Consider the following 24,938-nt stretch of genomic DNA (forward strand, 5'->3'; position numbering starts at 1 on the left):
CCAGCGCGCTTGCTTGTTTACTGCACCACGAATTCAGTAAAGTACATAGTCTTGATGGTATCTTTCCCCAGACGCCTGTTTAGTTCTCGCAGAAGTTCCTGGCGGAGACGCATTTTGCCTTCAATACTGAGGATATCTTCAAAATTTTTGCTGCTGAGAATCAATATGATGGTGTCGCGCAGCTGCGGCAGCCTCTCTTCCACCAGTTGGCTGGCCTTGTCGTTGGAGAGCTCCAGGTCTGCTTTGATCTTGAGATAGCTCCTTCGCACCGGATCATTGAGATTCACCACAAAGGTGCCCAGAGAATAGATGGGGCCCATGTGTTCCCCGGAACCCCCTTCACTGGAGGATTTCTTCTGTTCCTGCTGAGAATCTTTGCCAAGAAATTTGGAGGCCAGCCCTGTTTTCCAGGCTACTCCGCCCCCTCCCAGCAAAATTAACATGCTGATCCCCAGGATAATGAAAAGCTTTTTCTTTGACTTCTTCCTTGGTTGCTCATCTTTGCTGCTAGGATTTTTCTGTTCATCTGCCATGGCTCTTACCTTTCCGGTTAATTTCGGTAGAGAAAAACCTCGATTCGGCGATTCCTCTGGCGATTCGCCTGGCTGGTGTTCGGCACCAGAGGTCTACTGGAGCCGAAGCCACCCACTCTGAACCTGTTGGCGCTCAAATCTTTCACCTCGGTGAAGTATTTCACCACCTCGATTGCCCTGGCTAGAGAGAGCTGCCAGTTGTCTTTAAAGCGCTTCGAGTGCACGGGAATGTCGTCAGTGTGCCCTTCCACTGAGACCCGAAACCGGCTCCTGCGAATAATCTCAGCAAGCCTGTCGAGCAATGGCATCACCTCTGGGTCCAGCTTGGTGCCCCCCGCCCGAAACAGGATTCTGTCCTTGAAGCGTATTCTCAAGCCCCGGCGACTCTTTTTGACCTCAACACCATCGCTGACAAGCTGCTCGTATTTGCTCCACTTGTCCGGCTTGTACTCGAAGAGCAATTTCTTCAGACCCTCGTCATCGAGACTTCCTTCCAGGGGAATGGCGAATCTGAGCTCCTTGAGCATACGGCCTACTGCCTCCACATCCGATTTCTCCGCAAAGGAGAGAGGTCCGGTTGCCCCTTTGAAAATGGTAAAAAACCTCTGCAGCAAGTTGGAGTCCATGGAGGACATGGAGAGCAATAAGACAAAAAAGGTCAGCAGCAGGGTCATGAGGTCAGAAAAGGTCATCATCCAGCTATTCGGATCCATGCCGCTAGATTCTGACTCTCTTCTCCTTGCCACTTTCTCTCCTGGCATTTCCCCTAGGGATTGAACATCCGAAACAGGAATCCCTTGAACTCATACAACAGAGGCCTGCGAAGCTTGTCTTCCATGTGCTCGCCCACTTGTTTGTCTCTCTCGTCCAGAATGATATTCACCCGGCGATTCTTGGCCCGGTTCAAGGCGGTATTGTTGGGTGCAATGGGTCGGTGGCTGCCGTAGCCAAAGGCCGAAAGACGCCTGGCTGCCACCTTTCCCTCTTTGACCATAAAGCGCAACACAGCCAGGGCTCGCAAGCCGCTGAGCTGCCAGTCACTCATTATGCCGGGGGAGGCTCTGATCATGTCATCTGTGTGCCCTTCAATACGAATAGGATAGTCGTTCAAATTGAGATAATGAGCCAGCTCCAGCAGAAATGAACGAGCTTCTGGTTTGAGATGGTAGTCCCCAGGTTCGAAGAGCACCGCGTCCTTGATACTTATGATCCGCGGCAATCCCTTGCCTGCCACACTCAAGCCGCTGGCAATCTTGCTGCGCAGAAGCTGTTCAATCAGTTCCGGCTCCTCTATGGCCTTCTCAATAGGCGCAGATGGGGGGAGCATGCTGCGTGGGGCGCTCTCAATGGCCGACAACCCTCCTCCCAGGATGCCCAGACTGCCAATGAAAGAATTGAGGGCCAGGCGCTGTCTTTCCTCATCAATAATAGCGATGGAATTCAACAGAACGAAAAATGTCATCAACAGGGTGACCAGATCGGTAAAAGTGGTCATCCATCCCATGGGGTCGAGACCACTGGCATCAGATTTTTTCTTTTTCCTCACAGCTGCTCACCACTAGTCACATAATGCGATCATTGCCTTTGAGTTCCATCTCAGGGCAGCCATGCCTGGCGAAAATGTCTGCTGGCTTTACCAGGAAATGTGGCCTCCTGGCAAAAGGCCCGCCCTAGCTCGAGGCTTGTTCACGCTGCTTTGGAGCAATGAAGGCTTTCAGCCTCTGCTCCAGGATCCTCGGATTTTCACCTTTGGCTATGCACATTACCCCTTCAATTGTCAGTTCTTTGGCAAGCACCTCTTCTGTGCTGCGCGTACGCAGCTTTCCAGCAATGGGGTTGAAGATAATATTCGCCATGATGGCACCATAGAATGTAGTCAGCAGGGCCACTGCCATGGCTGGACCGATGGTGCTTGGATCATCCATTGTCTGCAGCATCTGCACCAGACCTATGAGCGTTCCAATCATGCCGAGGGCAGGAGCGAAGGTTCCCATGGTGGTGAATATTTCGGCACCAAGCTTGTGCCGTTCCTGGATGTATTCCAGCTCCGTCTCCAGGATGGCCTGAATCGACTCCGGCTCCATACCGTCCATGGCAAGCTGCAGCCCGGTGCGGGCAAATTCATCGTCCATATCCTTGATGGCCGGCTCCAGGGCAAGTATGCCCTCTCTTCTCGCCTGGCCCGCAAGCGTCACAAAATTGGCGATTGCTTCCGCAGGCGAGAACTGCTTGGCGAAAAAGGCGTTTCTTACCACCTTTACAACCTTGAAAACTTCTTTGAGAGGGTAGTTGATTAGGGTAGCCCCCAGGGTGCCGCCAGCCACAATCATCAGCGATGGCACGTTAACGAAGAGGCCGAGACCTCCTCCCATCATGATGGCGCTGAGTACAAGGGCGAAGGCAGAAAATATGCCCGCAAAGGTAGCAATATCCATAGATCTCTCTCCAGATTCTTCGGGTAAAACAATGGCTTGCCAGTTGACTAAGCAACCTCTGTGCCAGCAAAATCATTGCAGAAAATGGCCAGACAGCAATATGCCTCATATACGGAGCTCCAGAGATGTCACAGTCAGGACAGCCCTCAAAGAGCAGCCACACTTTTGTGGCCGACCCCTGACAATTCCAATCCCTCTCCCCTGGCGGTCTGCCACGAGGAAGTCGCCTTACCTCCCCTGCAAACTCGCGCCGAATGGGGGCTAAGTCGCAGTCCTCCAGTGGTCTGGACTCAGGGTCGAAGGCAAACGAGTAGCGGAGGGGTGAAAATCGTTCAACTGTACTGTGGGGAAATAGTGACGAGAATCTTTGCAGCATGGTTGTTATCTCGGTAGTACTGCCCGCTAGACCCTTTGGCAAGATGCGGGCCTTACTCCCAGGAGACAGCTGCAAGCATGGCCGGCGAAGCAGCTACGCCAAAGTACTGTTCAACAACCTCCTGCAGATAGTCAAATTATTGACTAACTGGTCCGGCAGACGCCAATTGACAGGCGAAAAAGGGTGGGCTGCAACTACCAAGGGCGGGAGTGATCCCGCCCTTCTGAGCTGCAGGCAATAATAAGGTGTAGGGAAAACTGTTCTACCGCTTCAGATTTATCAGCTCCTGCAACATGGTATCAGTAGTAGTAATGATCCTCGAGTTCGCCTGGAATCCCCGCTGGAAAATAATCATCTTGACGAACTGGTCAGCGAGATCTACGTTGGATTGCTCCAGGGCATTTGAGGCTATGGTCCCCAGCCCGTTGGTGCCGGGGTGGCCGGTGGATGGATCTCCTGTTCTCTGGCTGGCTGCAAAGAGGTTGCCCCCCTTCTTGGTCAAATCCCAGGGATTGTTGAAATTGGCGAGAGCCACCCTGTAAAGAGGCGTCACCTGCCCGTTGGAGTAATGACCCACCATAATACCATCGGTGTCCACAGATACGCTCTGGAGAAAACCTGGACCGTAGCCGTTCTGCGACTGGCCTATGGTGGTTGAGGAAGAGGCATACTTGGTGCTGGTGAAGTTGGCATCACGGGCCCAGCCCGTACCGTTCCAGTAGAGACCCAGGTTGAGTTCGATTGTCTGGGGCCCCTGGCCAAAATCCACGGTGAACTGAGGATAGTTGTTGGTGCCAAAAGTTGCAGCTGTCCAGTTGGTTGGATCGTTATCCTTGGTCTCCAGGTTGGAAAGACTGGCAAGATTGCCGTTGGCATCATAGGTGATGATGCCTCGCATGTAGACTCCGGCAAGAGCTCCCTTGGCAGCCTGGTTCTGATCCTTGCCTGGATCGGTTGTCACCAGGAATTCATACTGATCATTGGCATCTGTTCGGTCGAAATAGAGGGTGAGTGTGTGCTCACTGCCCAGGCTGTCATAGATATTTATCGAAGTCTGGTAGGCATAGTCGTTCGGGGTCAGCGGTGGATCCAGGCTGGCATCCCACTTGCTCGCCAGGTTGGCACCGGCCACTGTATCGAGCGCCCTGCGAGAATCCAGATTGGTGGTCAGCTGCAGCAGGTTGGTCTCCTGGGGCGGGGAACTGAAATCGTTCAGGTGAATGTCCGTGATGTCACCCTGGTCTTCACCAGTTTCGGCATCGAGCCTCCAGCCCTGCACCACATACCGTTCGGGATTTACCAGGTAGCCTTCCTGATCAAACTTGAACTGTCCGGCCCTGGTATAGTAGCGGTCGCCCGTGTCTCTGTTTTCCAGGATGAAAAAGCCGCTGCCGCCAATTGCCAGGTCAGTAGGCTCACTGGTGTTCTCGAAGGAACCCTGATCAAAAGTGGCGCTGATGTCGCTCAAACGAGAACCACGGCCTATCTGGGCTGACCCCGAAGCCACTGACACATTCTGGGCCAGAAGATCCTGGAAGGTGACCCGGCTCGATTTGAAGGCCACGGTATTCACATTGGCGATGTTGTCGCCAATGACAGCCATGGAATTTCCCAGGACATTGAGGCCGCTGATGCCCGAGTAGAGAGAACTTGAAATTGACATGGTACATCCTCCTTGCTTCCAGAAGTACTCACGAAGTTCTTGCAGATTGATTCGCAGCCGTGGCAGGCGCTGGCTCCACGGCAATGATTTTGCTGAGGGGCACCTCCATATCCCCCACGGAGATTATTGGCATTGCCCCTCCGAGCTTGACGCCTGTGACAATTCCTGAAGTGCGGCTGCTGACAGTCACTTCTTCTCCGGCAAAATTTTTTGCCAGCACACGAAAAGTATAGACCCCTTCCGGCATCAATTGACCGTCGCCGTCGAGGCCATCCCATTCAAAAGAGTGGCTTCCTTTCTCAAGAGCTCCCAGCGGCAGGTTGCGCACCGTTCTACCCTGGCTGTCCTGGATGGAAACGATGCATTGGCTGACATCCTCATTCAAGACAAATGAGGCAGATGGTATGGAGCTTTCGCTCAGGCGCAGACTGCTTCCTTCAGCAACTACTTTCTTGCCAATAAGGTTCAGGGCCTGGATCCGAGCCGACGTGCCCTGTCCGTTGAGCATCTGCACCACATTGTCATTGATGTTGAACAGTTGCTCTAGACTGCTGAACTGAGCCAGCTGGGCTGTAAATTCGGTATTGTCGATGGGGTTTAGGGGATCCTGAAACTGCATCTGGGTGATGAACATTTTCAAGAAGTCGCTGCGGCCCAGTTTGTCCCGATGACTCCTGGTGTCAGCCACATGCTGATTCTGCACGATCGGTTCTAGTGCTGCAATTGCCATCAGCTTCCTCCTCCAAGTGGTGCGCTGCCTCCTGCGCTCTAGGCAAGCCTCCTGGTCAGGCAAAGAGGTCGACCCTGCGGCCGGAAATTAGACGTTCAACCTGTTGAACAGATGGCTCCTCTTCACCGGTTCCGGATGGCGCCACGGGTGAGATCCTCGGGGCGCCTCCTCGCTTGTTTTCCTGAAAACGATCCTCATTCAGCTGAGGGTAAGGCGACCTCTCCCTGTTCACGCTCACTTGAAACGATTCTAGATGCAGGTTGTGTTGGGCCAGGTGCTGTCGAAGTTGCAGCAGATGCGCTTCAATAAGCTCCTTCACCGCGTGCGACTCCGCCACCAGGGTAGCTGTAAGGTGATCCTTCTTGAGGTGGATCTCGAGTTGAATCTGTCCGAGTTCAGGCGGATGGAGCCGCAGTCGTGTGCGGTACTGGCCAGCTGAGGCCATGACAAGCAACCGCTGCCCGAGCTGGACAGGCAGCTCGAGAAAAGGAATTCGCCCTGGTGGAAGCGGACTTTGTACTGCATCCCCCCGGGAGGCACCTGCAGCGGCTGCCGCTGATTCCTGATAAGAAACCAGCAGAGGGTTATCTTTCATGATCGCCTCCGGGTGCCTGGCAGGCTTTGCCACTTTCACTTTTTGGAAAGTCGAGCAGATCTCCTTGGCGAGACGGCTGGAGGCAGAAAAGACCTTCGCCTGCTGCGTTGAAGTGCCATCCCCAAGAGTCTGCGCGGCAAACAGGCCAACATCTCCCTCGCCTTCTGAGTCGGCAAACCATGAGGGGGCTACCGAGAAACTCCTCCTGTCACCTGCAGCCAAGCCATTCTGTTTCTTGACAGGATGCAGGCCGTGATGGAGTCTTATCAGGAAATCATGCGGGGCGGCCGCATCCGGGGCAACTTGTTGGCCGCTGGCTGTGCTGCCTGCGGAAGCTGCCTGCAGGAATTCCTGCAGGCCTGAACGGCCGCCTCTATCCCAGGATTCGAGTACTTCCAACGCCTGCTGTCTCAGCGCCAGCAACCTCTCCACAGAGACTTTGCCGGCTTGTGCCGCAGATAATCGCTTCAGGAAAGCCGGCAGCTCTGCTGTTTCTCCCCTGCCTGCCCCGGCTGCCTGCCGGACAGTTCCTTCCATAAACCGTGAACCACCAGCTGTCAGCAGGGCAGCCAGCAGCATCTGCATATCATTATTGTCGTCCTTTGCAGAAAATCGTTGGAGCAATCGTTGCAGCTGCTCCTGGCTCACCCCCTGTTCTTCAAAAAATGAGCGAAGCTCCGACGAGGTGGGCCAGGGATAACCTTCTGCTTCTGCAGGATGATCTAGCCGTTTGTCCTGGAGAACCGCCAGGGCTGCTGTTCCCTGCTCTTCCTCAGCAGTCCGCTGCTGTTGGGGGCAGACAGCCGAGGTCTTCTCGCGAGCCCTGACTTGACCCAGAGAAAAGGCAAAGCTCCCTTGAGCGTCCTGGCTGGAACTTTCTCCAGCCAGCTGTTCTCCGGAAGGCAGCGGCAAATTGTTTACTGGAATGGAGTTCAAGTTTCTTCCTCTGCTGGCATTCTTTTCTTTGCCCTGCCTTGCAGAGCAACAGATATGCCACCGCAGCATGAAACTTGATTAGTTGCTATTTCAACATGTTATATCAATCTTTGCGGAAATGGTGTCGAAGAAAGCAGGCAGGAATTTCCAATTTGGCTGAGCACAGGAGAAAAATCTGCCGGGCCGCCGAGAGGCAACTTGCATGTGGAGATCTGCTGATCTGGCAGCGCATTTTATTGCAGGGCTGGGTGCATCTCACGCCAAGGCAGCCCCATCTCTGCTGGGAAAGAGCCACCTAGGCCCTGTCCGCCAGTGGTCGCCACTCTTCTCTCACTATGCGCCAATTGTTGTGGTAGCGGCTGAAATCCAGGGTCTTCACCCCAAAGTCCTGGTAGGCTGTTGAACTGAAGTGCTGTTTGAAAACCACTTCAGCGGAGGAATCCTTCACCTTTGTACTAATGTCGCTGAGAACTATGCGCCGCTGCTCCTTTTTCTGGAAGAACCGCTCTTTCTTCTCTTGCCACGCCTGATGATCCATGCCAGCGGGAGTGAACTCAGGATGGTAGCATGACAGGTAGGCAGAAAGATCACCTTGCTGCCACGCCTGGCGCCACTTCTCCACCACGCTGAGCAGAGAGTCTCGGCTGACGGCCTGCCCCTCCGAGGCAGCCAATTTTTTCGGCCGGGAGAGAAGGGCGCTGTTCTGCTGAAGACCTGTTGCTTTTGGCCTGGTTGTGGGGGCTCTACTAGAGCTGCCCCGCAGCTCGCGCTCGTCGCTGCTCAGCCTCTTGCTGATGCGCGCTGCTTTGTCAGCTTGCATCTGGGCCAGGATTTGGCCGGCAGCACGACCACGCATCCTGGTGATGATCTGCACAGCGGTCTTCTCATCGAGCTTTTCCATCAGCTTGGCTGCTTTCCCGGGCTCCATGGACTTGTACATGTCAGCCAGCTGCTTCAACCGTTTCTCCCTGATATTGTTTCTGCTCTGCTGCAGGTTCTCGAGTTCTTTAGCCACCTTTTTCTGCAAAGTCATCAGTTCGGCCAGTTTTGCCGACACCTCCTGCTTGAGGGCCTGCAATTCAGCTTCTTTCTGCCGAAGCTGCTGTTCTTTTTTCTGGAGCAGCTCGGCAACCTGCATTTCGTCAACTGGTGTCGTCTTGCTCGTGGTGCCGACCTGCTGCTGATTGTCGGCTGCCTGTGCCGCCGTTGCTCGGAACAGGTCCTTTATCTCAGGATAGCAAATCTCTACAGCGAAAAGTATGGCTTGCACAACGAGACAGCCGCACAATATTGCAACCAGCAACTGGACAGGCTGTCGTTTGTGTTGTTGCTTGCTGCTCTGCCGTGCCTGTGTCATGAGAGCCTCCTTGCTGCAGTCCTGACGCCAATTTCACCCAATTCTCTCAACTCCTGGCGGGTTTCTTCCCGGAGCCATATCTCTTTTTGCCGTTGCTGCAGGAGCTCCATGGCCTTCCTGTTCTTCACAGCTTCCAGCAACTTCGAGCGAGCCTCTGCCACCCTGTCTCTCAGCTCCTCCACTGCGGCGGTCTGCCTTTCCAGCTGTGCTTCCAGGTCTGTCACATAGAGTCGCCAGACTTGCATGAGCTTGCCGGCCAGACCTTTCTGCAAGCCCTGAGCCAACTGCCGGCGTCCTCGGTGCCACCTCTGAACAAGTCTTCTGAGCTCACCTTCTGCCAGGAGCAAGCTGCGCTGCAGCCTGGCAAGTTCCATCTCGGCCAGCTCAGCCTGATGGCTGCGGTAGTCGAGTATGCTCTGATAGGAAAAACTGAAGGCCATACCTTTTCCCAGACAACCAGCTCTGTCCTTATCGGCAAATACTCTAACGGCCCTCTGCCTGGTCGAGCACCAGCGGGCGGCCGGTCAGCGTCACAAGTTTGCCACAGCAGGTCATGAAGAACTCCGAGTCGAGTGTCTTCTTCAAGAATCAAGGAGAACGCAGTAGTCCGACGCACATATTACTCATCGAAAGAGAGCTTGCAGACTCCTGACAGACTCCTCCAGGGAAACCTTTTCGTCAACATCTTGACGGAGATAGTTGTTCAGAGAGTCGATCATATTGATAGCCTGATCGGTTTCTGAGTTGTTGCCTTTCACGTAGGCTCCGATATTGAGCAGATCCTCAACCTTGCGATAGAGGGCCAGGGTCTGGCGAAATCGTCCAGCCCCTTCCTGGTGTTGTTCCTCGGTAACCATGGGCATGAGCCTGCTTATGCTGGCCAACACATCTATGGCGGGATAGTGGTTTCTCTGGGCCAGTTCGCGAGACAGCACCACATGGCCGTCGACCACTGAGCGAACCGCATCGGCTATCGGTTCGCTCATGTCGTCACCTTCCACCAGAACCGTGTAGAGACCCGTGATGCTGCCGCCATTTTTAACCTTGCCCGCCCGCTCCACAATTCTGGCCAATTGGGCGAAGGTGGTGGGAGTGTATGCCTTCTGCGCTGGGGGCTCGCCAGCAGCTATTCCCACCTCGCGGCACGCCATGGCAAATCTGGTGAGCGAATCCATCATCAAGAGCACATCTTTGCCCTGCTCCCGAAAATATTCGGCAATGGTGGTGGCAAGGTAGCCGCCTCTGATCCTTACCAGTGGCGGTTGGTCAGAGGTAGCCACTACCACCACGGACCGTTGCAGCCCTTCCTGGCCGAGATCATTGACAATGAATTCCTGGACTTCTCTGCCGCGCTCGCCAATGAGACCAATGACTGACACATCTGCAGCGGTGCATCTGGCCATCATTCCTAACAAGACACTCTTGCCCACGCCAGATCCGGCCATAATCGCAGCGCGCTGTCCCTTGCCCAGGGTAACCAGGCCGTTTATCGCCCTGATACCCACATCAAGAGGTTGTCGTATCAGCCCCCGCTCCATAGGGTTGAGAGGTGGACGATAGAGGGGCCGCCTTTCACTCCCCTGCCAACATGGCTTGCCGTCCAGAGGCTCTCCCAGACCATTCAGAACCCGCCCCAGCAGCCCTTCACCCACTGGCGCCATAGCCTGCGGGGCTGAGGCAACAATCTCGCTGCCAGGGCTGATCCCCCGGAATGAGCCGAGAGGCATCAGCAGGGTCTTGCCGTCTCTGAATCCCACCACTTCTGCCTCAACTGGCTCTTCGCTCTCTGCCGTCTTTATCTGACAGAGCCCTCCCACAGGCAGAGCAGGTCCGTCACCTTCCAGTACAAGTCCCACCACCCTGGTTACCCGGCCACGCAGGCAAATGGTCTCTGTCAGGCTCGCTACCTTCTTGTAGGGACTCAGATCGAGGTGCATAGCGGTTTTTGTGTGTTCCCCTCTGTCCGAAAAGGGCTTGGCCACCTCCTGCCAGGAGGGTTTCGATCAGGTTGGACCCTGTGTTTCTGTGGGACACTCTATTGCTTGACAGCGAGTTTTTTTGTGGTCTTCGAGAGCCTTGCGCAGCTGCCTCTTGAGGATTTGCCACTGCTTACCCAGACGAGCATCAATGATGCCGCAGTCAGTCTCAATGAGGCATCCTCCTCGTTCCACGGCATGGCTTGCTTCCAGGGTAAAGTCCTGCTCGGTTTTCTGGCTGATCTCAGGGAGAAACTCTTTAACAATCTCAAGATCTTCTGGATGGAGACAGATCTTGGCTCTCTCTGCAGCCGCGGCCTTTTGCAGGGCTAGGCGCACAGTCTCCTTTACGGTCTCGGAACTGCAGCACACTTCATGGCGGATGATTTCTTCGGCTAGAGAAATGGCCAGTTCCAGGACTTGCTCCTCTGCCTGCACACAGATCTCTGCCTTCCACCTCTCCAGAGCCTCCATGATGCCAACGAGTGAGTCTATTGTGGCAGCCATCTCCTTGCGCGCCAGTTCCAGTCCATCTCGGTGCCCCTGGGCAAAGCCTTCTTCATAGGCCTGCTGTGCTATTTCAGCCTCATTCTGCTTGGGGCTGTTGCCGAAAGCGTCCTCTCTGCCAAAGGGGCGGCCTCCGTGGCCCGCCCCAGCTGCTGATACTGGCCCCGCAGGGATGACCACACAGCCATTTTCTGCGCACTGCTGCTCCGCCTCCACAGAGCCGGAAAGATCTTCCAATACGAATCTGCGCAGCTCCCCGGCCACGGCCTCTTTCTTGCGGATGCATCTAGACAATCAGATCCTCCCCACCACGGCCGGCAACAATGATTTTTCCTTCCTCTTCCAGCCGGCGCGCCACCGTAATGATAGTCTGCTGGGCGCGCTCCACATCACTCAACTTGGCAGGCCCCATGACCTCCATATCCTCTCTCAACATCTGCGCCGCCCGTTCGCTCAGATTTGCAAAGATTTTCTCTTTCAAGGTCTCGGAGGCTGTCTTCAGTGCCAGAATGAGATCGTCATTGGAGATTTCTTTGAGCAGTACCCGAATGCCTCGATCATCAACATTGACCAGGTCTTCGAAAACAAACATCAATTGCCGAATTTCATCGGCCAGCTCCTGGCCTTCCTCTTCAATGCGGCCCATGATCTGGCTCTCGGTTTCCTGATCCAACTGATTCATTATTTCCGCAGTAATCTGCACCCCCCCGAGATTGTGATGCTCCACTTCACCAGTCTTGGTAATTTCCTCGGCAAGAACTTTTTCGATGTCGGTCAACACTTCAGCAGGAATCTTCTCTAGTCTGGCTATCCTGATGACTACATCCGCCCGCGACTCTTCTGGTATGAGTTTGACTATCTCCGCCGCGGTCTGGTGCGGCAGATTGGCCAGCACCAGGGCAATGGTCTGCGGATGCTCGTTCTTGATGTAATTGTAGAGTGTTTGTGGATCTACTTTCCGAAGACTCTCAAAAGGTTTGGGCCTGCGGCTGCGCTCCATGTCCTTCACAAAGGAATCAGCCTCTTTGTCCAGAACTCTTGCCAGGGTCCGCCTGAAAAAGAAATTACCGAAAAAGGTATTGGGGCTCTTGCCCTCATAGATATCCTTGAATTCCAGGCAGATCTGTTCCAATATGTCGCTCTCTGGAGCCTGGTTGATAGTGGCCAGGGTTTCGCCCAGCCGTTTCATCTCTTCCTTGTCCAGCCTCTTGAACACTTCACAGGCAGCCTCTTCACCCAGTCCCAACAGAAAAAGTGCTGCCTTTTCAGGACCTCTCAGCTTCTCTGTGGCCACCAACTCACTCCTCCTCATGCAACCAGCCTTTAATGAGGGCTGCCGTCTTCTCTGGATCCTTCTGAGCCAACTGCATTACCTGCTGCCTCGGCGCCACAGCCGCCAGACTTTCAGGGCTGCCATATTCCACTTCCAGTCCGCCAGGTTGTTGACTGGTTGGCACTGTGGTCATCATTTGGCCAATTCTACGCATCATTGGCCGCACCACGAAAAAGAAGACCAGGACCACCACCACAACTTTGATAAGCGGCCCTGAAAATCTGTTTACGAGGTTCAGCCAGGAGCTGCCGCTCTGCTCTCCAGCTGACATTGCTTCAGGCGGGGCAGCAAAGGCCAGATTTATGACTTCCACCTGGTCACCACGCTCAGCGTCATAGCCAATGGCTTTCTTGACAATCCCCTCGAAACGCTTCATCTCCTCCTGGGTTCTGGGAACATAGACCTGTTTCACTTTGCCGTCGGCCTCTTTTTGCTGGCGATAAGTTCCATCTATCACCACCGCCGCGGAAAGCCGCTTTATTTCTCCGCTGGCACCGGTAATCTGTCTGCTCACTCGGTTGATCTCATAGTTGATCACTTCGTTCTGCTTCTTGGAGCTGGTCGAACTCAGGGTGGTACTCCCTGTAGAGTTCTGGCTGAACTGGTATTTCTCTTCCGGTGCACCTCCCGGCAAAGAGGTCCCACCGGCAGTACTCTCTGTTTGCCGCTGCTCACTGCGGATTACGGCACTTTCTGGGTCATAGCGCTCTTCTTCAACCTGTATTTTGCGAAAATCAACTTCAGCAGTCACCTTGGCCACGGCATGCCCCGGCCCTGTTACCCGTTCCAGCATCTCCTGAATGCGCTGCTCCAGGCTGGCTTCGATGCTCCGCTGGTATTCGAGCTGAGAATTGCTGAGAGCCAGGTCGGTGTCGCCACTCTGCCCCTTGTAGAGAACACCGCCTTCGATATCCACTACCGTGATATTTTGCGGCTCCAACCCCTCCACTGCACTGGCAACCAGGTGGACAATGCCGTCGATCTGCCTCTTGCTCAAGGTTCTTCCCTTTTGCAGGCGAAGTACCACGGAGGCAGTAGCGGGTTTTTCATCTTCCACGAACAGGGATTCTCTGGGTGTTACTATGTGGACGCGGGCCTCCTGAACAGCGTCGAACTGATTTATGGACCTGGCAAGCTCTCCCTGCAGGGCTCGCTGGTAATTGAGCTTCTGCACAAATTCAGTGGTGCCCAGCGGCGTATTGTCAAAGATTTCGAAGCCCACACCTCCTCCCCGCGGGATGCCAGAACTGGCGAGCTCGAGCCTGAGTTCGTAGACTTTTTCCCTGGGCACCAGCACCACCGAGCCGTTCGCCTTCAGCTGATAAGGAACTTTCTCTTGCTTGAGCACATCGACGATTGCTGCGGCATCATCAGCTTCCAGTTGAGAAAACAGCACCTGGTAGTCGGGCCTGGTACTCCACAGAGCAACTGTGGCCACAGTGCCGATCACCAGACTCAAGCCCAGAGCCGCGCCAAGCTTCTGGCTCATGGGTGCCTTGACGAACCAATCCTTGAACCCAGCTAGTAATTTCATTGGTAAGGTCCTCAACGGTTAGAACTGCATCCGCATGATCTCTCGATAGGCCTCGATCAATTTGTTTCTCACTGCAGTGGCCAGACGAAAGGAGAGTTCGGCCTTGGATGTGGCCAGCATTACCTCATGAATGTTGGCTGAAGCTCCAGAGGCAAATTCCTCTGCTGCCCTGTCTGCCTGTTTGAGCTGGGCATCCAACTGGTTCCAGACCTGCTTCAAGGTTGAGCCAAAGCTGGAATTCTCCGTTCTCTTTCCAGAGCCACCCTGTCTGGTCAACTCATGGTTCGCTGTCACCTGTCCGATGGTTGTCATCCTGCCATCCTCCCCTGAACAGCATGTTTCATACCCCTAAAAGGGATGTTGCTGTTTTGCAAACCTGGCTGCCGTCTCAGCCGGCAGCCGTTAAAGGCAAACCTAGACGAGCCAGCTCTAGCGGCCGATCTCCATGGCCTTTAGTGCCATGCTCTTTGCTGCCTTCACTGCAGTGACGTTGGCTTCATAGGAACGGCTGGCCTCCAGCATGTTCACCATCTCTTCAACCAGGTTGATATTGGGATAGAGCACATAGCCATTTTCATCGGCATCAGGATGGGCCGGATCATAGACCTGCCTGAAGTCACCACCCATCTTTTCAATCCGCTCCACTTTGACGCCATCGACTTCACTGTCCAGGTAATCCTGAAGCACCTGCGCAAAGTAGCTTCTTACTGGAAATAATCTACTTAACGGCGTGGTTCTGAAGATAACGGTCCTCCGCTGGTAGGGAATTCCCTCTTCGGTCTTGGTAGTCTGGGCATTGGCAAGATTCATGGAGATCACGTTCAGGCGAATCCTCTCCGCTGCCATGCCAGTGGCGCTAATATCCATAGCGGTCATGAGATCCATGCTTTACTTTCCTCCTTCCACGATGGCCAAACGCAAAAGCGTCAATTTTTTGGCAAGCAACTGGGCAGTGACCTCGTACTTGAGGTCATTCTGGACAAGTCTGCTCATTTCATTGTCCAGATCCAACTGATAGGAGCCATTGCCAAGGGCATAATCCCTGCGGTCCTCCAGCTTGCCCTGGACTGCGGCAAGGCTGTCCCCTGCTGCTGGCAGGTGATGTGGATTGGTTCTGACGGGCTGCAGACCGCCACCCTGACCCAGTGCCTGCTGCAGCTCTCGCTCGAAGGTGAGTTCCTTGGGCACATACCCTGGCACATCCATATTGGCCACATTTGCTGCTATGACCGCGTGCTTCTCAGCACGCAGGTCCAGGGCTCGCGAAAACACCTCCATTGTCCGACCTAGCCAGCCGCCAGCCGCAAAAATCTTTCCTTCCATGAAGCCTCCCTGTAATGCTGCCATTTATAGTGAACTTTTTCCTCTTGCCGTGCAAAAGGAATACCATTTTCCACCGTATTTCATGAATCATGCCCTGGCTGCCAGCATTTGCGCCCGTCATCTCGACAAGCTCTCACAGGACTGAAACCTTGTGTGCTGCTGAAGCTTTTTCGTCAGCCAGCGGATGCCTGCTGGCATGGCACTGTAAATGTCCAGCATGCGGCTGCTGACGCGCAGCAACTTCTCTGACAGCCCCTGTTGTGGTCGGAGCACGGGCAGCCGACATTTTTCAGCTACCCGGTTTGCCTGGGCGGTAGAGTTCAAGAAAAACCTGCAGCCTGGCCGCTTTGTTCCTCTCCTCTATGTTGCCAACTCCAGGCTGCCCGGAAAAACTTTCCTACTGACATGGTCAAACAGAGCTTTTCTTCTTGTACTCATTGAGCTTGTTGCGCAGAGTTCTCACACTGATCCCCAGAGCTCTGGCTGCGTGGGTGCGGTTCCCTGCATGTCTGTCGAGAGCGGCGTAGATGAGCCGCTGCTCCATTTTTCTAAGATTCAGGCCACTCGCCTCCTTTGACGTGGCGGGATGATCCTGCAGTTCCTGTCCTGGAAACAAATCCTGTAGGTCGATTTCATGCCGCTCACTCAGCAGGGCAGCCCTCTCAACGGTATTTTCCAGTTCACGAACGTTTCCCGGCCACGAGTGGCTCAGAAGGGCTGCTTCAGCAGCAGGAGTCATCTTCTTCAGCGGCAGGTTGTTCCTCGCACAGGACTTGCGCAGAAAATAGCGCGATAAGGGTACGATATCTTCAGGCCGCTCCCGCAGGGGCGGCAACACTATGCGAACCACGTTGAGCCTGAAAAAGAGGTCTTGTCTGAAGCTGCCGGCAGCAACCATCTTTTCTAGATCTTGATTGGTAGTGGCGACCACTCTGGTGTCAATCTGCCGGGCTCTGCTGCCGCCGAGTCTGTCTATTTCACCTTCCTGGAGGACCCTCAGCAGTTTGGCCTGTAAGGAGCGATCCATTTCACTTATTTCGTCGAGAAGCAGCGTACCGCGGTGAGCCAGTTCAAATTTGCCAAGCCTGCGGTTGACAGCACCTGTGAAGGCTCCTTTTTCAAAACCGAAAAGTTCACTTTCCAGTAAATGCTCTGGAAGCGCCGCGCAGTTGACCGCCACGAATGGCATGCCGCCCCTGCCACTGAGCGCATGTATCTGCCGGGCAACCAGTTCTTTGCCCGTACCGCTCTCACCTTCTATGAGCACAGTCGCCCGACTGGGAGCAATCTTTCGTACGAGTGTCAAGACTTTCCTGCTCGCCTCGTCCTCTGCAATGAACCGCTTTTCTCTGATAGGTTCTGCGGGCCTCTTCACAGCTGCAATCTCACAGCCGTTGCCTGGATCACTCATAACCGCTGCCAGCCTGGACATGAGGTGCTCGTTCACCAGAGACCCAGGCACGTAGTCTGCCGCTCCTATCTTCATCGCCTCCACCGCCTCTTCCAGGGAAGCTTCACAGTCAATGACGAGCACAGGCAGCTCGGGATATTCTTCTCTGACAGTTTTCAGGAAATCGAGGACAGGCTCCTTTCCTGCCTCTCTAACTGTTACCAGCAGATCAGCACGGTGGCTCTTCAGCAGTTGCAGAGCGGCCTCCTGTTCTGGGACTGGCGTAAGCTTGTATCCTGCCGCTTTCAGTTCAGACCACACTTCCACTGGCAAGAGAGTCTCCTTGCCTGCCCACAGTATGTTTCCTCGATCCATGCGAAATCCTTACCCCCCAGGGCGAAACTCCTTTTTGGCTGCGGCTTCCAATCTGCCCATCTTTTCACTCACACCCACAAATTGCTTCCAGAGCTCTCCCCCCTTGCTGGCCACTTGCTCATAATAGCGGTCAGCCTCATTGAGCTGTCCCATCTTCCGCTGGCATTCAGCCAGCAGATAGTAGAGCCTCAGCCTGTGCCCCTGGCTCAGCTCACTGCTCTGCAGGGCTCTCTGATAAGCCTGCGCAGCCGAGGAGAAATTGCTTTGCTGATAGTAGAGGTCTCCGAGAGCCACTTCAGCAGTGGTCAAGGATGCATCGCCGCCATTCTTTTTCCCTTGCAGTGCCAGAACCTGCTGGTACAACCGGGCCGCCTCTCGGTGCTGTCCGAGAGCTGTTCGACTCCTGGCCAGAGAGAGGAGCACCTCCACCTTCAGACTGTCTGGCAGCCGGCCACGCAAGAGCTCCAGGTAGTGTTTGACGGCCTCCCGGTACTTGCCGCCTCTTTGTTGCAGGTTGGCGAGCTGCAGCCTGATGGCCCACTTCCTGTTGTCTTGAGAAAGATCCTCCATAGTGCGGCGCAGGAGCGCCTCTGCCAGGGCACGCTCCCCCCTGGCTTCATAGGCGCTTGCTTGCAGTTCTATCCAAGCTACTCTGGCAGACTCTTCCAGATCTTCGGGGGTAATTTTGCCGAGTACTGCACTGGCATCTTCCCACAAGCCAATGCGGGCGTAGGCCTCTGCCTCCCACAACCGTACTCTTGCCTCGTAAGTGGCCGGCACCCATGAGTCCACGCTTTTCAGGAGAACTAGCAGCTGCAGATAATCTCCATCGTGCTGCAGTCTGGCCACTTTTTTTCTCAGAATCTTGCGGAGCAATCTTTCGGCTTGCTCGTGGAAAGTATTGTTAGGCTTGGCGCTCTGCAAGCGCTTCAGCGCCTCCAGGGCCCGAGCCTCCTGCCCCTGTTCGTAATAGTTGCCCGCCATTCTTATGAGCGCGAAATCAGCCAGCTCGCTCTCGGGATGTTCTCTGACTATCTGCTCGAGCATTTCCGTGCTGCCGCTGTCTTCCGCCAAACGCATGAGGCTCACCATGGCACCTTCACTTCCAGGAAATGCTTTTATGATGCCATGGAAGAATTTCTGGGCCTCTTTTGTCATCCCCTGCTGCCGGTAACTTTCTCCAATGTGAGCCAGCAGCAGGGAACTGTCCTGCGGTTGGCCGCCGATGTTGAGACCTCGAAAAAGCTTCTCCCGGCAGCTGGCGTAATGGCCGAGAGCCATTTCATTGCGTCCCCAGTAATAGAGGACTTCTGGCCTCTTCAGGTATAGTTTGGGGTCCCGCCTCTGCAGAAGGCTGAATATCTCTGCAGCCTCCTGCCTCTCTCCTCTGAGGCTGAGACAGATGGCCTTGCCCAGGAGGGCAGCGTCGGCCAGGGACTTGTTCGACTTCTCCTGCACTACTCTGTCAAAATCACGCAGGGCCAGGTCAGGTCTGCCTTTTTCCAGGTAGAGACGGCCGCGACAAACCAGTGCTTCTGTCCGCAGGGCGCTCTGGGGGTACTTTCGCAGGAGAAGGTCCACATAGGCCATAGCTTCCAGGTAGCGCTTCAGGCGCAGATGCAGCCAGGCAAGACGGCTGAGTGCCAGGGGCTGCAAAGAAGACTGGCCATATTGAATGATGAGTTCCCGATAGGCTTTCACCGCCTTTTTCACAGTGGCGAGCTCGCCATCCTCTGCCAGTTTGTAAAGAATGTCAGCCCGCAAGAATTGGCCTGCCTCAGTGGAAACACCCTGGACACTGGCAAGGTACTGCTCCACCAGTTCAAGAGCTCGGCTGAGATTGCCTTGCCGGTACATTTCGAGAATCTTTGCGAGTTGTGCTGCCTGCTTTGCTGGTAATCTGGCTATGAGCGCCCTGATCGCCTGCTCTGGCGTCTCAGGGGTGGCTCTTTTCTTATCGAGGGCAGGTCTTGAAAAATTCTCCTTCTTGCCCCTACCAGCATCAGGTTGTTCTTTGCTGCGGCGCTGATTCAACTCCTGGCTCTCTTCTGCCTGGACAATATTGGCCTCTTTCCGGCTGCCGGTACCTGCTGTTGGAGTTTGAACCTTCTGAGGCAAACGATGCGGCTCTTCTTTTTTGTGACTGTCAGAGACATCCAGGACCAGCCGGCCGCCTTCAGCCAGCCAGTAGCTGTGCAACTCCACTTCTGGCTCCCTGAAATGGATCTGAAACACAGTTCTCTCAGGAGTTGAACTGGCAAGACTTACATCCTGCAGCCGCTGGTCGTGAAAATTGTCCAGCGTCAGGTCGGCTGTCACCTGGGCGCCGCTTATTACCAGGAGCAAATCCAGAGGAGAGACTCGCTCCAGTTCATAGGGCGCTTCTGCGCTCATCTCCAGGACAAGCCGACTGTAGGTCTGATGACTGCCGAATCGTACAGTCTTGATCTTGACTGCCTTCTTCTTGTTTCCCCTGCTCTTCTCCTTGTTGACATCTCTCTTTTGCCCTTGAAGAGAGATATCAAAGGCCAGTCGCCCGCCTGCTGCCAACCAGAATGATCGTACCTGATCCACCGGCCCAGTAAGCACTATCCGCAGTTCCACTCCCTGGGGGCCTGCTTCAATCGTCACTTTTTTGACGCGTTCGTCTCGCAAACCGCTGAGGTCAATCTGGTTGTCCCACTGGACGTCGGGGATCTTGACAACCACACTATTTTTGTCTCCTGTGTGTACCTTGAATACAGGCTTCTTCTCCACGCCGAGCACCAGGCGGCTGAATTGCGGGTGTGTTCCCAGCCGTACGGTGCGAATGCTGTTCCTGGCCGCCGCCCAGCCCGGAGCTGACACGAACAGCCACAGCAATGGCGGCAGGAACGCTACAAGGAGAATTCCTTTTGGCAACACCCTTTTCATTGTCATGGGATTCACTGTTGCTGACTCTGCTGTTCGAGGAGCCTGATGATTCTTTCCTGCTGCTTGATAATCTCCAGATTGGTCTTGACCATGTACTCGCTGGACACGGCGATGCGCCGCAGATATTCCTGAGTTAGATCGTTGCTGTACGTCTTGACACTGCTGGTATTGCTCTCCTCCTTGAGTGCCTCATAAAAATCCCGGTCGAGATCAATATAGACGCCGCCTGGCACCAGTGGCCGCGGCCTCACCCTGACTGCATCAGCCTTCAGAGCCATGCTGAGCAGCACAGCAGCGCCAACAAGCACGGTACCAGTCAGCAAGACGAAGATCTTCGTCCTTCTTGTTGCAATCATTGCCATTCTCCTGTAGTGGGCATTCATGTTGTTTCCCCTCCTTTCAGCAAGGCCTGTGCCATGTGATTCCCCAGGGCAAAATTTGCAATAATCCTGCAGAAAAAGCGGTAAATTCCTGCAATTCTCCTCGCCGAGGGATCGTCGACTTTTTGACACTTCACCAAGCAGTGCTGCCAGGTAAAAAAGCCTCCTGCGCCAGCGACTTTGGCAACTGAGCGTCACCCGGTGCAGGCTCCCCGGTGAAATCCCTGCTTCCACACAGCATACCTGGAGAAAACTGCCTGGCATAGATGTTGCTCAGTTCTGGCTGGCAACTGTCGCAAGTCGGACTATTGCAAATTATCGGAGTTCTGCAGGCCGAGCAGCTGCAATGGTTTGTCGGGGAGGTCAAAGCATGGTGCAAACTTGCCAAGAAAAAGAAGACGCCACTGCTGAGCAGATGCATCAGGAGATAATAGCAGGCAGCCCAGACAAACTGGAGGAGAGGCTGAGCACCAGGGCAGCACTGCAGCGAGAAATTTCAGCAAGAGATCGCCAGATCGACACTCTCAGGCAGCAGTGCAATATAGCAGGCAACCAAGAAATTATCCACATCCTGGATCGCTCCACCGCCACCATCCGCAAAATCCAGGAGGTGGACCGGCTCACAAGCAATTGCCTGCGCAAGCAGCGCAATAAACTACGGCAGGATATTGGCATGCTGCGCCATGGCAAGAAATCACTTTCAGCCTACCACAAGAAACCGCCGATCGAACAAGCTGAACCAGGCAATTGGACCCTGGCATGAGTAACACTGTCTATGGTGATCTGCCCGCTTTGCTGCAACCATTGGAATTATTTAACGGGATTCCTTTTCAATCCAGTTAATTCCACTTGATATCTGGCAGATTCTTCCCTCCATACCGTCATCTTTATGACGACTTTTCCTGCCTTCCTGTTTTTGTAAGATGTTATCTATAAGAAATTACAGAAGATACATACACCAACGACTTTGGCACATCATTTGCCTAAACTTTGCATCTGACCACCGGGCCATCATTTTCACAAATAAGATTGCTCAGTTAAATGGCGATAAACGACGAGAAAATTGTAATCCTCTCAACTGGAACCCTGAGTTTGACCGCAAAGAAGCAAAGGGCATTTATTAAGATATCATTGAAGTATATGGCCCAGACATTATTTCTTAATAACCATGGATAATTACAAGCAAATGCACTCGAGAGAAATGTTGCTAAATTCCCTGCATGCGGCAAGAATACTTATAAGAAAAGGGCTAATTTCGGATGCGCTCGACATTTATGAAAGGCTCATAGAACTCTATCCCGAGATATCTATAGATCTGCTCGCCGAAATTTATGAATATTATCAAAGCCTACCAAATAGAGATAGATACAACTTATACCAGGCGAGACTATTCGACTTTGCTCTCGGGCCAAACGACAGGATACTTGATATTGGCAGTGGCAATAATCCCTTCCCATATGCAACACATCATGCGGAAATTACCTTGGAAAATGACAATTATGGCAGAGCCGGCATGCCTTTCAAGTATGTCCAAGGAAAACCTCTGATTGTTTGCTCCATCGAAAAACTGCCGTTTCAAGATCAATCCTTTGATTTTGTCTACTGCTCTCATGTTCTGGAACATGTGGACGATCCAGCAACTGCCTGCGAGGAGTTAATGCGGGTATCGCGCAGAGGGTACATTGAAACGCCTGCGCCCAGCAAAGACTTTTGGCTGAAAACAGCTGAAATAAGCAACCACAAGTGGAAGGTAGAGTACAAGAATGACACCCTCACATTTACTGAATATGCGACCACAGAGCTGAAGGGAATAGGATCTGACATACTCTCCAGGATGCACTGCGCTCCAGAGACCAAGCGGGAAAAGGCATTTTCAGCCCTTGTCTATCTGAAATCTGCTGTACTCAACACTACGCTTCTCTGGAAGAACCGTTTTGCTTATGAGGTACGCAGACTGTCTCAAGACGTGAATGCCAGTGCCTCGCCAGGCACTCCAGCATCACTTGGTTTCTCTGTTAAATCAGTTAACACGTGCAGATCCGATAGCAGAGCAGCCACCACTGGAACTGGCAGGCCTGTTGCTCCGGGCAACAGGGGATTCACGAAAGGAATCCCTGTTGTTCTCATATGCTACAATCGACCGGAACATACGAGAAAAGTCCTGGCCTCATTGCGGAGCCATAACATTCAGAATCTTTTCATCTTCTGCGACGGACCCAAGAATTCTTCTGACAATCAATCTGTCCGTGCTGTTCGCAGTCTCATAAATCAAATTGATTGGACCAGGCCAAACGTAGTCGAGCGGCCTCACAACATTGGCCTGGCCAAGTCAATAATTTCCTCCGTGAGTCATGTGCTGTCGCAATACGACAGGATCATTTTGCTGGAAGACGATTGTGTGCCGCAAAAGTACTTCTTCGACTTTATGTATAAATGTCTCACCAGGTATGAAGACTATCATGAGGTATACGGCATCAGTGGCTATTCCATCCCAATCCCAGATAGAGTCCTCAGCAGTTACCCTTATGATATCTATTTTTTTCCCAGAATTGGCAGCTGGGGCTGGGCTACCTGGAAAAGGGCTTGGGAACAACTGGAGCCTGATCTGCGCCTGGCCTATGAAAAGGCTGTCAAGGACAATATTGACCTGGCGCAAGGAGGAACTGATATTCCGGTAATACTCAGGGATATCTTTGCCGGGGCTGCAAAAGATATCTGGACACTCAACTGGGTACTCACTGTCTATTTACACAAAGGCTATTATATCTACCCGACCATGTCTCACATTGAAAACATTGGCATGGATGGCACCGGGGTGCACTGCCCCAGCAGTACAAAGTTTTCCACAAGATATGCTGATCGTAAGCCTGAGCGATTTCCAGACAAAGTGCAGTTGCACAGAGAGATCTGTCTCGAATTCAGGAAGCATTACGACATACCGCAACAAACATCCTGCAGGAGCAGCATACCCAGAAAACAGCGGAGAGCTGTTAGAATTGCTCATTTGTGCGCCCATGATTTTGGCGGCGCTGGCAAAGCCGCCTATCGGTTGCACACAGCTCTGCGCCACCGCGGGCTCGATTCCACCCTGCTGGTGATAAACAAGCAAAGTCAAGACAGAAGTGTCAAGATACTGCCAGTGGACTATAGCAAATATCCTGTTGACTGCGTTGATTCACCCACTTTTTCGTCGCCTTTGTGGGCCCAACAATTGAGTCTATGGGCGAAACTGCTCAGACGTTACCCTCTGAAACAGCCGTCTCTGGAGATTTTCACAGACGCACAATCTAATGTGCGCCTTCATATTCTCAAGGAAATTGAGTCTGCCGATATTATTCATCTTCACTGGGTGGCAGGAATCCTCGACTATAAAACCGCGGCAATAGCTTTACAAAAAAAACCAGTGGTCTGGACTCTGCACGACATGAATCCGTTTACAGGTGGCTGCCATTATTCAGCCCGATGCGAAAAATACAAGACTGGCTGCAATGCATGCCCGCAACTGGGATCAACAGATAAGAACGATTTAGCACGATCAATCTGGCTGCAAAAATCATCCCTGTACAGGCAGATCGATCTCACCCTGGTATCCCCCTCAGCATGGCTGCGGAATTGTGTGCAGCAATCACAGCTTCTGGCCAGATACCCGATTCGCGTCATTGCAAACGGCATATCAGTCGATTCCTTCAAACCCTACGCTAAATCAGAAGCTAAAAGAAGAATTGCTGTCCCCGAATCAGCGTTTGTAGTGCTGTTTGGAGCAGACTCGGTCGCCAATGAAAGAAAAGGGTTTCAATATCTTTTGCAAGCTTTGGCCTCTCTTTCGTCTCTTCCGCGAGGAGCAGATATATTTCTGGCATTTTTTGGCCATGCTCCTCCTGAGTTTTCTTTGCCAGCGGGTTTACCTTTTCGCTATCTCGGGGTAATCCAAGAGGAAAAGGATCTGGCAATTGTTTACAGCGCTGCTGATGTCTTTCTGATTCCTTCCCTGGAGGACAATCTACCCAACACGGTGATGGAGGCTATGGCCTGCGGTACTCCAGTTGTAGGTTTCGACACTGGTGGCATCAGCGAGATGATCGAACACCAGCACACCGGCTACCTGGCAGAAAGCGGCAGTGTCTCCGGTCTGGTCGCAGGCATAGATTGGGCGTATAGACTGGGAGACCAGAAAACCAGAGTATCGGAACAGTGCAGGCAAAAAGCAATGTCCTCATATGACCATCTAGCGCAGGCGGATGCATATTGCTCATTATATGAGGATCTCCTGGCTCGCCGTAAGTTATTTTCGTTAGAAGGCAAAAAAGATATGTACAGACAAGATAATCATTCTAGTTGCACTGTTTTTGACCACAGCAATAACAATAGCAATACGGGAAAAGTAACATTCGATAGCTATAACAGTTCATTTACTGCAAAAAAATCTCTTTCTGCCGAGAATAATATGAAACAGCAATCTGGCAATTCTCCTTTGTTGAGTAACACAAGTGCTTGCTATCTCGTATCTGCCATAGTATCGACGTACAATTCTGAGAGTTTCCTGCCCGGTTGTCTCGAAGATCTTCTAGCTCAGACCATTGCC

The 24,938-nt window shown here is 53.3% G+C and carries 21 protein-coding genes; 2 read left to right on the top strand and 19 right to left on the bottom strand.

Annotated elements, in window-relative coordinates:
- Positions 1 to 17: 17 nt before the first annotated feature.
- The 19 genes from JRI89_00560 to JRI89_00650 all read right to left on the bottom strand — a co-directional run bounded on the left by JRI89_00560 (position 18) and on the right by JRI89_00650 (position 20,332).
- Positions 18 to 533 carry a flagellar basal body-associated FliL family protein gene (locus JRI89_00560; protein MBW2069722.1) on the bottom strand — a complete coding sequence of 172 codons (516 nt, stop codon included), beginning with the start codon at positions 531 to 533 and terminating at the stop codon, positions 18 to 20.
- Positions 534 to 550: 17 nt separating this feature from the next.
- A complete protein-coding gene (locus tag JRI89_00565; GenBank protein MBW2069723.1) occupies positions 551 to 1,279 on the bottom strand; it encodes a flagellar motor protein MotB in 729 nt (242 codons plus the stop codon).
- Between the two features lie 20 nt (positions 1,280 to 1,299).
- On the bottom strand, positions 1,300 to 2,079 hold the full coding sequence (locus tag JRI89_00570) for a flagellar motor protein MotB (protein ID MBW2069724.1): 780 nt from the start codon (positions 2,077 to 2,079) through the stop codon (positions 1,300 to 1,302).
- A 124-nt stretch (positions 2,080 to 2,203) separates the two neighbouring features.
- Positions 2,204 to 2,968: a MotA/TolQ/ExbB proton channel family protein gene (locus JRI89_00575; protein MBW2069725.1), complete on the bottom strand. Its 765-nt coding sequence runs from the start codon at positions 2,966 to 2,968 to the stop codon at positions 2,204 to 2,206.
- A gap of 638 nt (positions 2,969 to 3,606) precedes the next feature.
- The gene (locus JRI89_00580) at positions 3,607 to 5,007 is read right to left on the bottom strand and encodes a flagellar hook protein FlgE (protein MBW2069726.1); all 1,401 of its coding nucleotides are present in this window, start codon (positions 5,005 to 5,007) and stop codon (positions 3,607 to 3,609) included.
- 28 nt (positions 5,008 to 5,035) lie between these two features.
- Positions 5,036 to 5,737 (bottom strand): flagellar hook assembly protein FlgD, encoded by a 702-nt coding sequence (locus JRI89_00585; GenBank protein MBW2069727.1) that lies wholly within the window; start codon positions 5,735 to 5,737, stop codon positions 5,036 to 5,038.
- A 55-nt stretch (positions 5,738 to 5,792) separates the two neighbouring features.
- A complete protein-coding gene (locus JRI89_00590; protein ID MBW2069728.1) occupies positions 5,793 to 7,268 on the bottom strand; it encodes a flagellar hook-length control protein FliK in 1,476 nt (491 codons plus the stop codon).
- A gap of 295 nt (positions 7,269 to 7,563) precedes the next feature.
- Positions 7,564 to 8,625 (bottom strand): hypothetical protein, encoded by a 1,062-nt coding sequence (locus tag JRI89_00595; protein MBW2069729.1) that lies wholly within the window; start codon positions 8,623 to 8,625, stop codon positions 7,564 to 7,566.
- Complete coding sequence (gene fliJ, locus JRI89_00600; protein ID MBW2069730.1) at positions 8,622 to 9,065, bottom strand: flagellar export protein FliJ; 444 nt, start codon at positions 9,063 to 9,065, stop codon at positions 8,622 to 8,624. Before fliJ ends, JRI89_00595 begins: the two co-directional genes overlap by 4 nt.
- 183 nt (positions 9,066 to 9,248) lie before the next feature.
- Positions 9,249 to 10,562, bottom strand: coding sequence for a FliI/YscN family ATPase (locus JRI89_00605; GenBank protein ID MBW2069731.1), 1,314 nt, complete (start codon positions 10,560 to 10,562; stop codon positions 9,249 to 9,251).
- A 66-nt stretch (positions 10,563 to 10,628) separates the two neighbouring features.
- A complete protein-coding gene (locus tag JRI89_00610; GenBank protein ID MBW2069732.1) occupies positions 10,629 to 11,402 on the bottom strand; it encodes a flagellar assembly protein FliH in 774 nt (257 codons plus the stop codon).
- On the bottom strand, positions 11,395 to 12,402 hold the full coding sequence (gene fliG, locus JRI89_00615; protein ID MBW2069733.1) for a flagellar motor switch protein FliG: 1,008 nt from the start codon (positions 12,400 to 12,402) through the stop codon (positions 11,395 to 11,397). The genes JRI89_00610 and fliG overlap by 8 nt, the downstream gene beginning before the upstream one ends.
- A 4-nt stretch (positions 12,403 to 12,406) precedes the next feature.
- Entirely contained in the window at positions 12,407 to 13,975 is a 1,569-nt protein-coding gene (gene fliF / locus JRI89_00620; GenBank protein ID MBW2069734.1) for a flagellar M-ring protein FliF, read from the bottom strand.
- A gap of 18 nt (positions 13,976 to 13,993) precedes the next feature.
- A complete protein-coding gene (gene fliE, locus JRI89_00625) occupies positions 13,994 to 14,287 on the bottom strand; it encodes a flagellar hook-basal body complex protein FliE (GenBank protein MBW2069735.1) in 294 nt (97 codons plus the stop codon).
- 117 nt (positions 14,288 to 14,404) lie between these two features.
- Positions 14,405 to 14,860, bottom strand: coding sequence for a flagellar basal body rod protein FlgC (gene flgC, locus JRI89_00630; protein MBW2069736.1), 456 nt, complete (start codon positions 14,858 to 14,860; stop codon positions 14,405 to 14,407).
- 3 nt (positions 14,861 to 14,863) lie between these two features.
- The gene (gene flgB / locus JRI89_00635) at positions 14,864 to 15,298 is read right to left on the bottom strand and encodes a flagellar basal body rod protein FlgB (protein MBW2069737.1); all 435 of its coding nucleotides are present in this window, start codon (positions 15,296 to 15,298) and stop codon (positions 14,864 to 14,866) included.
- Positions 15,299 to 15,707: 409 nt separating this feature from the next.
- The gene (locus tag JRI89_00640; GenBank protein ID MBW2069738.1) at positions 15,708 to 17,063 is read right to left on the bottom strand and encodes a sigma-54-dependent Fis family transcriptional regulator; all 1,356 of its coding nucleotides are present in this window, start codon (positions 17,061 to 17,063) and stop codon (positions 15,708 to 15,710) included.
- A 9-nt stretch (positions 17,064 to 17,072) separates the two neighbouring features.
- Positions 17,073 to 19,991 carry a tetratricopeptide repeat protein gene (locus JRI89_00645; GenBank protein ID MBW2069739.1) on the bottom strand — a complete coding sequence of 973 codons (2,919 nt, stop codon included), beginning with the start codon at positions 19,989 to 19,991 and terminating at the stop codon, positions 17,073 to 17,075.
- On the bottom strand, positions 19,988 to 20,332 hold the full coding sequence (locus JRI89_00650) for a hypothetical protein (GenBank protein MBW2069740.1): 345 nt from the start codon (positions 20,330 to 20,332) through the stop codon (positions 19,988 to 19,990). Before JRI89_00650 ends, JRI89_00645 begins: the two co-directional genes overlap by 4 nt.
- A 394-nt stretch (positions 20,333 to 20,726) precedes the next feature.
- Between JRI89_00650 and JRI89_00655 the strand changes: the two genes are divergently transcribed.
- Together JRI89_00655 and JRI89_00660 are read left to right on the top strand one after the other, a co-directional pair.
- The gene (locus JRI89_00655; GenBank protein ID MBW2069741.1) at positions 20,727 to 21,119 is read left to right on the top strand and encodes a hypothetical protein; all 393 of its coding nucleotides are present in this window, start codon (positions 20,727 to 20,729) and stop codon (positions 21,117 to 21,119) included.
- 423 nt (positions 21,120 to 21,542) lie between these two features.
- Positions 21,543 to 24,938, top strand: a 3,396-nt coding sequence (locus JRI89_00660; protein ID MBW2069742.1) for a glycosyltransferase, incomplete at its 3' end; no start/stop codon positions are given.

Source organism: Deltaproteobacteria bacterium (genome assembly GCA_019309045.1).
Lineage (GTDB): Bacteria > Desulfobacterota > Syntrophobacteria > BM002 > BM002 > JAFDGZ01.

Coding starts and splice junctions, on each gene's coding strand:
- JRI89_00575 (MBW2069725.1), bottom strand. CDS start 2,968: ATGGATATTGCTACCTTTGCGGGCATATTTTCTGCCTTCGCCCTTGTA.
- flgB (MBW2069737.1), bottom strand. CDS start 15,298: ATGGAAGGAAAGATTTTTGCGGCTGGCGGCTGGCTAGGTCGGACAATG.
- fliF (MBW2069734.1), bottom strand. CDS start 13,975: ATGAAATTACTAGCTGGGTTCAAGGATTGGTTCGTCAAGGCACCCATG.
- JRI89_00605 (MBW2069731.1), bottom strand. CDS start 10,562: ATGCACCTCGATCTGAGTCCCTACAAGAAGGTAGCGAGCCTGACAGAG.
- JRI89_00640 (MBW2069738.1), bottom strand. CDS start 17,063: ATGGATCGAGGAAACATACTGTGGGCAGGCAAGGAGACTCTCTTGCCA.
- JRI89_00580 (MBW2069726.1), bottom strand. CDS start 5,007: ATGTCAATTTCAAGTTCTCTCTACTCGGGCATCAGCGGCCTCAATGTC.
- JRI89_00585 (MBW2069727.1), bottom strand. CDS start 5,737: ATGGCAATTGCAGCACTAGAACCGATCGTGCAGAATCAGCATGTGGCT.
- fliJ (MBW2069730.1), bottom strand. CDS start 9,065: ATGGCCTTCAGTTTTTCCTATCAGAGCATACTCGACTACCGCAGCCAT.
- fliE (MBW2069735.1), bottom strand. CDS start 14,287: ATGACAACCATCGGACAGGTGACAGCGAACCATGAGTTGACCAGACAG.
- JRI89_00655 (MBW2069741.1), top strand. CDS start 20,727: ATGGTGCAAACTTGCCAAGAAAAAGAAGACGCCACTGCTGAGCAGATG.
- JRI89_00560 (MBW2069722.1), bottom strand. CDS start 533: ATGGCAGATGAACAGAAAAATCCTAGCAGCAAAGATGAGCAACCAAGG.
- flgC (MBW2069736.1), bottom strand. CDS start 14,860: ATGGATCTCATGACCGCTATGGATATTAGCGCCACTGGCATGGCAGCG.
- JRI89_00650 (MBW2069740.1), bottom strand. CDS start 20,332: ATGATTGCAACAAGAAGGACGAAGATCTTCGTCTTGCTGACTGGTACC.
- JRI89_00595 (MBW2069729.1), bottom strand. CDS start 8,625: ATGACACAGGCACGGCAGAGCAGCAAGCAACAACACAAACGACAGCCT.